Source organism: Streptomyces olivochromogenes (assembly GCF_001514115.1).
Classification (GTDB): Bacteria; Actinomycetota; Actinomycetes; order Streptomycetales; family Streptomycetaceae; genus Streptomyces; species Streptomyces olivochromogenes.
Genome location: NZ_KQ948467.1, coordinates 195238 through 205767 on the forward strand (window position 1 = coordinate 195238; position 10530 = coordinate 205767).

Annotated in this window: 12 protein-coding genes; 7 read left to right on the plus strand and 5 right to left on the minus strand. The window is 71.1% G+C overall.

What is annotated here, in order from left to right; translation table 11 throughout:
• The first annotated feature begins 6 nt into the window (after positions 1–6).
• Positions 7–918 carry a polysaccharide deacetylase family protein gene (locus AQJ27_RS36435; RefSeq protein WP_067378330.1) on the plus strand — a complete coding sequence of 304 codons (912 nt, stop codon included), beginning with the start codon at positions 7–9 and terminating at the stop codon, positions 916–918.
• A gap of 87 nt (positions 919–1005) precedes the next feature.
• Here AQJ27_RS36435 and AQJ27_RS36440 read toward each other — a convergent pair whose 3' ends face one another.
• The 3 genes from AQJ27_RS36440 to AQJ27_RS36450 are packed head-to-tail and all read right to left on the minus strand — an operon-like array spanning position 1006 to position 3101.
• Positions 1006–1980 (minus strand): MBL fold metallo-hydrolase, encoded by a 975-nt coding sequence (locus tag AQJ27_RS36440; protein ID WP_067378333.1) that lies wholly within the window; start codon positions 1978–1980, stop codon positions 1006–1008.
• Positions 1977–2432: a PaaI family thioesterase gene (locus AQJ27_RS36445; RefSeq protein ID WP_067378336.1), complete on the minus strand. Its 456-nt coding sequence runs from the start codon at positions 2430–2432 to the stop codon at positions 1977–1979. The genes AQJ27_RS36440 and AQJ27_RS36445 overlap by 4 nt, the downstream gene beginning before the upstream one ends.
• Before the next feature lie 51 nt (positions 2433–2483).
• Entirely contained in the window at positions 2484–3101 is a 618-nt protein-coding gene (locus AQJ27_RS36450; protein ID WP_067378339.1) for a LysE family translocator, read from the minus strand.
• A gap of 112 nt (positions 3102–3213) precedes the next feature.
• On the opposite strand from AQJ27_RS36450, the gene AQJ27_RS36455 reads away from it, so the two are divergent.
• Positions 3214–3666, plus strand: coding sequence for an Lrp/AsnC family transcriptional regulator (locus AQJ27_RS36455; protein ID WP_067378342.1), 453 nt, complete (start codon positions 3214–3216; stop codon positions 3664–3666).
• Positions 3667–3998: 332 nt separating this feature from the next.
• On the opposite strand, the gene AQJ27_RS36460 is transcribed toward AQJ27_RS36455, so the two are convergent.
• The gene (locus AQJ27_RS36460; RefSeq protein WP_079065498.1) at positions 3999–4454 is read right to left on the minus strand and encodes an ATP-binding protein; all 456 of its coding nucleotides are present in this window, start codon (positions 4452–4454) and stop codon (positions 3999–4001) included.
• Positions 4455–4574: 120 nt separating this feature from the next.
• Here AQJ27_RS36460 and AQJ27_RS36465 point away from each other — a divergent pair, with 120 nt between their 5' ends.
• The 4 genes from AQJ27_RS36465 to AQJ27_RS36480 all read left to right on the plus strand — a co-directional run bounded on the left by AQJ27_RS36465 (position 4575) and on the right by AQJ27_RS36480 (position 8062).
• Positions 4575–5057, plus strand: coding sequence for a MarR family winged helix-turn-helix transcriptional regulator (locus tag AQJ27_RS36465; RefSeq protein WP_067378345.1), 483 nt, complete (start codon positions 4575–4577; stop codon positions 5055–5057).
• A gap of 133 nt (positions 5058–5190) precedes the next feature.
• Positions 5191–6429, plus strand: coding sequence for a cytochrome P450 (locus AQJ27_RS36470; protein ID WP_096240468.1), 1239 nt, complete (start codon positions 5191–5193; stop codon positions 6427–6429).
• A gap of 35 nt (positions 6430–6464) precedes the next feature.
• On the plus strand, positions 6465–6860 hold the full coding sequence (locus AQJ27_RS60550) for a ferredoxin (protein WP_067378347.1): 396 nt from the start codon (positions 6465–6467) through the stop codon (positions 6858–6860).
• Entirely contained in the window at positions 6857–8062 is a 1206-nt protein-coding gene (locus tag AQJ27_RS36480; RefSeq protein ID WP_201264481.1) for an NAD(P)/FAD-dependent oxidoreductase, read from the plus strand. The genes AQJ27_RS60550 and AQJ27_RS36480 overlap by 4 nt, the downstream gene beginning before the upstream one ends.
• Positions 8063–8090: 28 nt before the next feature.
• Here AQJ27_RS36480 and AQJ27_RS36485 read toward each other — a convergent pair whose 3' ends face one another.
• On the minus strand, positions 8091–8813 hold the full coding sequence (locus AQJ27_RS36485; RefSeq protein WP_067378350.1) for a TetR/AcrR family transcriptional regulator: 723 nt from the start codon (positions 8811–8813) through the stop codon (positions 8091–8093).
• Between the two features lie 89 nt (positions 8814–8902).
• On the opposite strand from AQJ27_RS36485, the gene AQJ27_RS36490 reads away from it, so the two are divergent.
• Positions 8903–10495 carry an FAD-dependent oxidoreductase gene (locus AQJ27_RS36490; protein ID WP_067378560.1) on the plus strand — a complete coding sequence of 531 codons (1593 nt, stop codon included), beginning with the start codon at positions 8903–8905 and terminating at the stop codon, positions 10493–10495.
• The last annotated feature ends 35 nt before the right edge of the window (positions 10496–10530 follow it).

The following is a 10530-nucleotide window of genomic DNA, read 5'->3' on the forward strand; positions in this document are numbered from 1 at the left end:
GAACGGATGACACCCAGTCGCCGGGCAGTGCTGGCTGCCATGGCGGGAGGCGCGCTCGCCGGCTGTGCGGGCCCCCAGAGCACGGCCAACCGCAGCGCCTCCGACACCGGTTCCCCTTCCACATCCGCGGCGATCGCACCCGGCACAAGCACCCCGGGCTCCAGCCCGTCGGCCACCGCGCCCACCGCCACCGCGCCCAGCGCGTCCCGCGCCGTCACCCGCGCGGACATCGTGGCCCGCTACGGGCACGCGGTGCCGCATACCTGGGGCTTCGACGCACCCGCCGTGGTCCACGCGCTGCCGACCACCAGACGTGTGATCGCGCTGACCTTCGACGCCTGCGGCGGCCCGGGCGGCAGCGGCTACGACCGTGCGTTGATCGACTTCCTGCGGCGACGGGAGATACCGGCGACCTTGTTCATCAACTCCCGCTGGATCGACGCCAACCCCGCCGTCTTCCGGCGGCTGGCCGCCGAGCCGCTGTTCGAGATCGCCAACCACGGCACCCGTCACCGCCCGCTCTCGGTCACCGGCCGCTCCGCCTACGGCATCCCCGGCACCCGCAGCGCCGCCGAGGTCTACGACGAGATCTCCGGCAACCAGACCAAGCTCACCCGGCTGCTGGGCACGCCGCCACGCTTCTTCCGCTCCGGCACCGCCTACTGCGACGACGTCGCGGCACGGATCGTCACCGCCCTGGGAGAACGCTTCGTCAGCTTCTCGGTCAACGGCGACGGCGGCGCCACCTTCACCCCCGAACAGGTCCGTACGACGGTCGCCGCCGCCCCCGGCGGATCCATCGTCATCTGCCACATGAACCACCCCCGGGGCGGCACCGCCCGAGGCATCACCGCCGCCGTTCCCCAGCTGCTGGCCACCGGCCACAGCTTCACCCGCCTTTCGGACGCCCTCCACTGACGGCGCGTCCGGGCCCGGGCGGCGACTGTCGAGAGGCCCGGTTCACACAGTGGTCGACTCGGTCGACGCGACGCGGTCGCCCGGGTGTCAGCGCGGCTCCGACGTCGGCCACGCACGCGGGTACGGCACGCGCAGCGTCTCCGCCTCGACAGGGGTGTGCTCGGCGGCGGCGTGCAGGCGCCCGTCCCGAAGGATGACGGCGCCGCTGCGGAGCATGATGGCGATGAGCTCGGCGGCGAGTGCTTCGGGCGTGCGGTCCAGAAGGCGCGCGGCGTCGGTCAGCCAGGCCCGCGCGTGCAGGTACGGCTCGACCTCGTCGGCGGGGATCCCGCCGCGGATCATGAGGGCGAAGGCGAAGATCCGCCGGGCCCCGTACCAGAGGGCTCCGTCGGGATCGTCGACGAGACGCCGCGCGCGGCGCAGCGCGGTGGCGAAGGCCGCACCGGGGTCGGCGGGGATCGGCCCGTGCGAGGGGAGCAGCACGCGCGGGGCGAGGTCGGCCATCCGTTTCAGGGAGGCGAGAGCGGTGGCGGCCGCGTCGGGCCCGTCGAGGGCGAGGTTCACCCAGCCGACGTCGTAGTCCGACAGTGCGTCCCCGACGACGAGGAGCCGCTCTTCCGGCTGCCACAGCGCGAGGTGTCCTGGCGTGTGCCCGGGTGTGTGGACCACTTCCCATTCGGCGTCACCGAGGCGGAGGACCTGACCGTCGTCGAGCGCCATGTCGATGGTGTACGGGCTTACGGGCTGGTCGAGGTATTCCGCAGCGCAGCAGCCGGGGTCCCGGCGGGCGACGGCGTCCGCCTCCGGGACACCGGCCGCGATGCCGGCGCCGCCCGCCTGCAGGAGGGCGTTGCCACCGACGTGGTCGGAGTGCCAATGGGTGTTCACGACCAGGCGGACGTCTCCGGCGTGGGCGCGGGCCCAGGCGGCCGTGTCCTCGGCGTGGCCGACGAATCCGCTGTCGACCAGGGCCGGTTGGCGTCCGTGGAGCAGAAGAAGGTTGGCGTCGGGAAACGGCCTTTGCTGCCAGGTCACCCGGGGCGGCAGCGGCTGCGGGCTCACCGTTCGGGCCTGTTCACGCGGATCAGCGTCTGCTGGCCGTTGGCGACGAGCGACCGCCGGCCGTCCTGGACGCCGAACACCTCCAACTGGCACACGGTCAGGGTGCGTCCGGACTTCAAGACCGTTCCGACTGCCTCGATGTGATCGCCGACGGCGGGTGCCAGGAGATTGATCTTGTACTCGACCGTGAGTACGTCGGTGTCCTCCGGGAAGAGCGTGAACGCCGCGTAGCCGCCCGCGGTGTCCGCGATCGCGCTGGTGGCGCCGGCGTGGAAGTAGCCATGCTGCTGCGCCACTTCGGGCCGGCTCGGGAGAACGATGTGCACACGGCCCGGCGCGATCCGCGTGATCCGTGCACCTAGGAGGCCCATCAGTCCCTGCCGGTCGAAACTCGTCCGGATGCGCGCCTGCACCTCGGGGCTCGCCTGTTCCCGCTGCGCCTGCTCTTCCATGTGCTCTCCTTCGGCGGACATCACGGTGTTGCACGGGGTCGGGCGGGTCCGTCAGCCGGCCAGGCGTTCCACGAGCAGGAACCCTCCGATGACGATCATCATGGCACCGGAGGCGCGGGTGACGGCCCGGGCCGCCGAAGGCCGGGTCTTCAGCACGGTGCGGGCCAGCACGCCGACGGCGAGGTAGACCACGGCGCAGGCGGTCATGTGGAGCGTGCCGAGCAGCCCGGTCTGCGCGGCGACCGGCCAGCCCGACCCGGGGTCGATGAACTGTGGGAACAGGGAGAAGTACAGAAGCAGCGCCTTCGGGTTCAGGCCGCTGATCCCGGCTCCCTTGAGCATGATCTGCCGGCGCGAGGAGGGCATGGCCTGCGTGGACGCGCCCAGCACCGCCGGCCGAGACAGGACACCCCAGCCCAGCCACATCAGGTAGGCGGCCCCTGCGACGGTCAGTGTGGTGAGAACGGCGGCCGAGTTCGCCACGATCACCACCAGGCCGGCCACGGCGAGCACCGTGTATCCCACGTATCCGGCTATCAGTCCGGCGACCGCCGGGACGACCGACCGGTCGCGCAACCCCGCGGTGATCGCGTAGGCCCAGTCCGCGCCCGGGGTGAACACCAGCAGTAGATCCACCGCCAGGAACGCCGCCACCGTCGTCGTGTCCATCGATCTTTCCCTCTCACGTTCCTTGCCCTGAGGGGGAAGATTAGGCGCATAATGCCCGCAAATGTTTCTGTCTTTTCTCCATGATCCCGCCCAGTGGGGGAGAATCTCTCCCATGGATGCCCTGGACCGGAAGATTCTTACCGAGCTGCAGTTGGATGGCCGTCTGACGGTGACCGAGCTGGCCGCCCGCGTGAAGCTGAGCATCTCGCCCTGCCATCGCCGCCTGCGTGACCTCGAACGCGAGGGCGCGATTCGCGGCTACCGCGCGGTCGTCGATCCGGCCGCTGTCGGTCTCAACTTCGAAGCCCTGGTCTTCGTCACCCTGGGCTGGGAGGACCGTGACACCGTCTCCTCGTTCGAGGAGGCCGTGGCCGCCGTCCCGCACGTGATCCAGGCCCAGCGCCTGTTCGGCGAGCCCGACTACCTCCTGCGCGTCGCCACCGCCGACCTGTCCGCCTTCCAGCGGCTGTACGACCAGCGGCTGGCCACCCTGCCGGGGGTCCAGCGCCTGACCTCAACCCTTGTCATGAAGCACGTCGTCGACGACCGCCCACTGCCCGAGTAGGCCATGTCGTCGTAAGCCGTTCCCCCGTGGTCGCCCGGCCGCTGCTGCCCGCCGTGCTTCGAGGCCCGGCCCCACGCCGTCGGGCCACGACAGCCCATCGCCGCCGCCGTGCTGTCCGACCCGAACCGACCCGAACCGACCCGAACGTCGAGGACCACGTCGACACCGGCTGCGGCCGCGCGGGTCGCCGGTCGGGTCGAGTCGTCGAGCAGCACCTCGTTCGACCCGGCCTGCAGCGACTGGCGGGTGAACAGCGGGTCGATCCCGTCCTTGGCCGTCACGCTCTCGCCGCTGCGGGTGAGGAGTGTTGAGCCGAGGTGTCATGCGTCCGGTCAGGCATGCGCATCCACGTCGGCCCAGTGGACGACGTGTCCGGGCTCCTGGCGGTCGCCGTGCGCGGCGGTGAGCTGGTCGATGATCTCCAGCCCGCGGCCGTGCTCGCCGCGGGTACAACTGGCTGCCCAGTCGCCGTCCCTGGCGGCCGGGCCGCCGTCGGAGAGTTCGATGTGCACGCACCGGGTGCCCGGGTCGCGGCGCAGGCCGAGGTTCAGTGGGGGCTGTGCGTGCTCCACGGCGTTGGTGACGAGCTCGGAGACGGTCAGCAGCACTGAGTCGGCCGCCTCGTCGGCGACGCTCCACTGGGTCAGGACCCGTTTGGTGATCTTGCGGGCTTCTCCGGCGGCTTCCGGGCGGTGCGCCAGGGGCCAGGCGCCGCCTGATGCCTGCGGGCACCGGGCAGCGGCGTGCCGCGGGGAGATGTCCGGGGTGTAGACGCAGGTCACGGTCATCACCTTCTTCCGGCGCCGCGATGGCGCCTTGGTCGTGACCAGAACCCCTAACGGTCCATCGCCAGATATATCACCATTCTATATAGACTGTCTATATAGATGAGTGATATGAATGAAGGTATGGGTGAGACACCTGAAGAGGGTCCCCGGGAGGTGGCGGCGGCGCTGAGCCAGCTGGCCATCCGGATGGCCAGGTACCTCCTGTCGGACCGGCAGGGCATGAGCCTGACCACCGCCGGGGCGCTCAGCAGGCTGGAGCGGGAAGGTCCGATCCGGCTGACCGCGCTGGCAGCGGCGGAGGGCATCGCTCAACCGTCGATGACCGTGCTGGTGCAGCGGCTGGAAGCCCAAGGTCTGGCAACGCGAGTGGGCCATTCCGAAGACGGGCGGGTGCGTCTCGTCGCCATCACGGATGCCGGGCGCGAGCTGATGGTCGAGCGCCGGCGCGCGCAGAGTGCCCGGGTGGTCGGCCTGCTGGCCGCGTTGCCCGAGCGGGACGTGCAAGCGCTGGGCGAAGCCCTGCGTACGGCCCTGCCCATCGTCGCGCGGCTGGTCCAAGCCGTCCCGCAACCCGGCGTTCCCGGCGGTGGGACAGCCCCCTGAACCTCCGGGCGGCGCTCTTGGGTGTCCTCTCCTGCAGGCGGGACCTGCTCCGCTGTCCCGTCGCGCCCCGCGCGCGCCGGGCCCCGGTCCTGGCGCCTGTCCTGTAACGGACTTCAGGAAAGGGCGGAGAACCATGAGCATCCTCTCGACACCCGGCACCGACGTGCCGTCGGCGGAGGCACCGGACTACCCCATGACCCGGGCGGCCAGCTGCCCGTTCGACCCGCCGCCGGCCTTGCGCACCCTGCAGGCCGAGGCCCCTGTCAGCCGGGTCCGGCTGTGGGACGGCAGCACCCCGTGGCTGATCACCCGCTACGAGGACCAGCGGGCGCTGCTGGGCGATCCGCGGATCAGCGCGGACAGTACTCTCCCGCACTATCCGCACGCGGGCGCGGGCCAGAAGGAGCGCCGGAGGCAGTCGCGGAGCTTCATCTCGATGGACGATCCGGAGCACGCCCGGCAGCGCCGGATGGCCACCGCGGCCTTCTCCATCAAGCACGTGGAGGCGCTGCGGCCGGCCATCCAGAAGATCGTGGACGATCTGATCGACGAGCTGCTGGCCGGCCCCAAGCCGGTGGACCTGGTCCAGGCGTTCGCGCTGCCGGTGCCGTCGCTGGTGATCTGCGAGCTGCTCGGCGTCCCGTATGCCGACCACGACTTCTTCCAGGCCAACAGCAAGGTGTTGATCAAGCGCACCACCACGCCGGAGCAGGGGCGGGCGGCCACCGAGCGGCTGGTCGACTACCTGGACCGGCTGATCGGCGACAAGCTCGCTCGCCCGGCGGACGACCTGCTCTCCACGCTGGCCGCGCGGGTCAGGGCCGGTGAACTGTCCCGACGTGAAGCGGCCGACATGGGGTTGCTGCTGCTGGTGGCCGGTCACGAGACCACCGCGAACATGATCGCGCTGGGCACCCTGGCCCTGGCGCAGCATCCGGACCAGCTGGCGCGGCTGCGCGAGAGCGACGATCCGAAGGTGGTCGCCTCGGCAGTGGAGGAACTGCTGCGCTATCTGAACATCGTGCACAGCGGACGGCGCCGCGTGGCCCTCGAGGACATCGAGATCAGCGGGGTGACCATCCGCGCTGGCGAAGGCGTCATCGTGGCCAACGACATCGGCAGTCGCGATCCCGCCGCCTTCCCCGACCCCGACCGGCTGGACATCGCCCGCAACGCCCGCCATCACGTGGCGTTCGGCTTCGGTGTGCACCAGTGCCTGGGCCAGCCGCTGGCCCGGGTGGAACTGCAGGTCGTCTACGGCACCCTGTACCGCCGCATCCCGACCCTGCGGCCGGCCACCGACCTGGACCAGATCCCGTTCAAGCACGACGGGCTGGCCTACGGCGTCTACGAACTGCCCATCACCTGGTGACCGCGGCCAAGTGCCGCGCGGGAGTGGAGGAACCGATGAAGGTGATCGTCGACCAGAACAAGTGTGTCGCGTCCGGCCAGTGCGTGCTGGCCACACCGAGGGTGTTCGATCAGCGCGAGGAGGACGGCATCGTCTTCCTGCTCACCGAAACCCCGCCCGAGGACCTGGCGGACGACGTCCGGCAGGCCGTCGCCCTCTGCCCGGCCCAGGCGATCTGGCTGGAAGAACAGGCGGACAAGGCGGACGAACAGCGGGGCAAGGCGGAAGAGGAGGCGGACAAGGCGGACGAACAGCGGGGCAAGGCGGAAGAGGAGGCGGACAAGGCGGACGAACAGCGGGGCAAGGCGGAAGAGGAGGCGGACAAGGCGGACGAACAGGGGGACAAGGAGGAAGAGCAGGGTAAGGCGGAAGAACAGGGGGACAAGCAGTGAAGCGGATCGTCATCGTCGGAGCCTCGGCCGCAGGCCTGACCGCGGCCGAGGCCCTCCGCCACCGAGGCTGGGGCGGCGACCTCACCCTGATCGGCGAGGAGCCACATCCGCCGTACGACCGGCCGCCGCTGTCCAAGCAGATCCTCACCGGCGCCTGGAAGCCCGAACGGGTCACCCTGCGCTCCCTGCAGGACCTGGCGCGGCTCGAGGTCGACCTGCGACTCGGACAGCGCGCCACCGCCCTCGACGTGGCGGGCGGCCAAGTGCGCCTCGGCAACGGCGAGAGCATCGGCTTCGACGGTCTGATCATCGCTACCGGTGTGGCCCCCCGGCACCTTCCCGACAGCGATCTCGCCGGCGTCCACGTCCTGCGCACGCTCGACGACGCTCTCGGCCTACGCGCCGCGCTGCTCACCGGGCCCCGGGTGGTCGTGGTCGGCGCCGGATTCCTCGGCACCGAAGTCGCCGCGGCAGCCCGGACCATGGGCTTGGAGGTGACCGTGGTCGAGCCGGAACCTGTCCCCGTACGGCGCCCGTTCGGCGACCGCATCGGCACGCTCGTCGCCAATCTGCACCGCGACCACGGCACGCGCCTGCGCTGCGGGATATCCGTGCGCCGACTGCGCGGAGCGGGCGGCCGGGTGACCGGGGTGGAACTCGGCGACGGCACCGCGCTGCCGGCCGACGTCGTCGTCCTGGCCCTCGGCTCCACGCCCGCCACCCGCTGGCTGACCGGCTCGAGCCTGCGACTGCGGGACGGGGTGGAGTGCGACGCGCTGTGCCGGGCCGCACCCGGCATCTACGCCGCCGGGGACGTCGCCTCCTGGCACAACCCGCACTTCGGCACCCGCATGCGACTGGAACACCGGATGAACGCCACCGAACAGGCCATGGCCGCGGCCGGCAACCTGCTCGGCGACGCCAAACCGTTCGCTCCCGTGCCCTACTTCTGGACGGACCAGTACGACACCAGGATCCAGGCGTACGGCATGTTCCCACCCGACGCGGACGTGCGGATCGTCCACGGAGACCCGGTCGACGGCTGCTTCGCCGCCGCCTACGGCCACCACGGGAGGGTGGTCGGCGTACTCGGCTGGAACGCCCCTCGCCAGGTACGCACGCTGCGTCGCCTGGTCGTCGAACGCGCGTCGTGGACGGCCTTCACGGTCGTACCCGCGCTCCGCCCGGCAACCGTGCACTGACCCCCGGTCACACCACGGCGGCCTCGGGCTAGCGGTGGGCGAGGCCGTCGATCATCAGGGCGAGGGTGAAGTCGAACCGGTCGTGGCCCGCGCCGGCGGTGAGCTCGGCCGCGTAGCGGGTGGTGTGAGGGAAGGCCCCGGCAGGCAGCGCGGTCAGTCGACGCCGGAGCTCGTCGGTGTCGACAACCCAGTCCGCCTCGTTGTGGACCTTGCGCTGATCCAGGACGGAGATCTCCAGACAGTAGGCGGCCACGTACAGCAACAGGGCGTCGATGGCCCAGGCGGCGGCCTGCGGGGCGACGCCGCCGGCGATCAGGATCGCCAGCATTCCTTCGCTGACGCGCAGGGTCTCGAGGTCGGTGGGGGCCATGGCGAGCGCGGCGCGGGAGATTCCGGGGTATTTCAGGTACTGGTCGCGCATCTGGGTGCACACGCTGCGGATCTGCTCCCGCCAGGCTACGGGATCGGGCTCGGGTGGTACGAGCCCGGCGCACAGCCGCGCGATGAGCAGTTCGTCGAGGTCGGCCTTGTTGACCACATGGGCGTAGAGCGAGGCGGGGCCGGTGTCGAGCGCACCGGCCAGTCGGCGCATGGTCAGGGCCTCGTAGCCCTCTGTGGCGATCACCCCAAGCGCGGTGTCGACGACTTGCTCCACGGTGATCGGAGCCTTGCGGCGCCGCTGCCTGGGGGCGGCTTCGACCTCGGGATTCGGCAGTTGGTGGCGCGCCGCGCGTCGTTCTCTCGGGTTCACCCGACCACTATAACTTGACACGAACACCGTTCGTTTATAGAACACTGTTCGTGAATATCGATGTGAACCAGAATGATGTGAACCAGAACGTGGACGTGACCGTGGTCGGAGCCGGGCCGGTGGGCCTCGTGCTCGCCGCGGAACTGGCGCTCTCCGGGGCGACGGTGCAGGTGCTCGAGCGACTGGCCGAGCCGGCCGAGGCGATGAAGGCGGGGTCGATCAACGTGCCCACGGCCGAGGCGCTCGACCGCCGCGGCCTGCTGCCTGCCGCCGAAAGCGTGCAGCGAGAGATGCTCGAGCGGCTGGGATCGTTCGCTCGCATGACCGGCGACCAGCGGCCAGGGGGCGGCCGGCCGGCGCGCGAGTCGCGGTTCACCGGGCATTTCGCGGGGATGGTCCTCGACGCCGACCTCGTGGACTGGTCCGATGCCGACCTCGCCACGCACGCCGCGGTCGACGGAGCGAGGCTGGTGCCGCAGCGCGAGCTGGAGGAGCTGCTGGCCGACCATGTCGCGCGACTCGGCGTACCGGTGCGTCGCGGAGTGGAGGTCACCACGCTCGAAGACACCGACGACGGCGTGCTCGTCGGCACCACGGCCGGCACCTTGCGCACCGGGTGGCTGGTCGGATGTGACGGCGGACGCAGCACCGTACGCCGCCTCGCGGGCATTGACTTCCCCGGCACCGACCCCGAACTCACCGGACACCTGGCGGTCGCCGACATCGCCGACCCGGAGAAGCTCGCGAACGGATGGGTGTGGTCGACCCGAGGGGCGTACCGCTACGGGCCACAGCCCGGGCGGCTGGTCACTGTGGAGTTCGGCAGCGCTTCCACCGACCTCCCCCACGCTCGGCTTCGCTCGCGCGGGGGGACCCCCATGCCGCCCGTCACCCTTGAGGAGTTGCAGACCAGCCTGCGCCGGGTATCGGGCACCGACGTCACGCTGACCGCGCTGCACGGCGCCGCGACCCGCTGGACCGACAACGCCCGCCAGGCCGCGACCTACCGGTCGGGACGGGTGCTGCTGGCCGGCGACGCCGCGCACGTGCACTCGCCGTTCGGCGGTCAGGGGCTCAATCTCGGGGTCGGCGACGCGATGAACCTCGGTTGGAAGCTCGGTGCCGTGGTCGCCGGGTGGGCACCTGAAGGGCTGCTCGACACCTACGACGCCGAGCGCCGTCCTCTTGGCGCCTGGGTGCTGGACTGGACGCGGGCTCAGATCGGGGTGATGCGCGGGGACGCCAAGTCGGCCGCGCTCCGGGAGGTCGTCGCCGATCTGCTGAGCACCCGGGACGGCACGACCTACGCGGTCAAGAAGATCTCCGGCGTCACGCAGCGCATCGACCTGCCCGGGGGCCACCCGCTGGTCGGCCGCTATGTGCCCGACGTGTGGCTGACGAACGGTTCCCGTCTGGCCGACCACGGTCACCGCGGCGGGTTCCTGCTGCTCGACCGCACTCCGGACGGCACGTTCGCCCGTCTCTCCGCGGCCTGGGCCGGGCGCGTGAGCAGCGTGATCGACGAACACGCGACGCCGACCGGGGTGTTGGTACGCCCGGACGGGGTGGTCGCCTGGGTCTCCGACACCACCGACGTCGCCGCCGTCACCGGCCTCGAAGCCGTCCTGCGCGGATGGGCCGGCGCGCCGTCGCCCTCACCCGAGCACGCGCCGATGGGCTGAACCCCTGTCGGCGTCGACCTCAGCCGATGGGAGCA

Coding starts and splice junctions, on each gene's coding strand:
- AQJ27_RS36465 (WP_067378345.1), top strand. CDS start 4,575: ATGGGTGAGACACCTGAAGAGGGTCCCCGGGAGGTGGCGGCGGCGCTG.
- AQJ27_RS36445 (WP_067378336.1), bottom strand. CDS start 2,432: ATGGAAGAGCAGGCGCAGCGGGAACAGGCGAGCCCCGAGGTGCAGGCG.
- AQJ27_RS60550 (WP_067378347.1), top strand. CDS start 6,465: ATGAAGGTGATCGTCGACCAGAACAAGTGTGTCGCGTCCGGCCAGTGC.
- AQJ27_RS36460 (WP_079065498.1), bottom strand. CDS start 4,454: ATGACCGTGACCTGCGTCTACACCCCGGACATCTCCCCGCGGCACGCC.
- AQJ27_RS36450 (WP_067378339.1), bottom strand. CDS start 3,101: ATGGACACGACGACGGTGGCGGCGTTCCTGGCGGTGGATCTACTGCTG.
- AQJ27_RS36455 (WP_067378342.1), top strand. CDS start 3,214: ATGGATGCCCTGGACCGGAAGATTCTTACCGAGCTGCAGTTGGATGGC.
- AQJ27_RS36435 (WP_067378330.1), top strand. CDS start 7: ATGACACCCAGTCGCCGGGCAGTGCTGGCTGCCATGGCGGGAGGCGCG.
- AQJ27_RS36470 (WP_096240468.1), top strand. CDS start 5,191: ATGAGCATCCTCTCGACACCCGGCACCGACGTGCCGTCGGCGGAGGCA.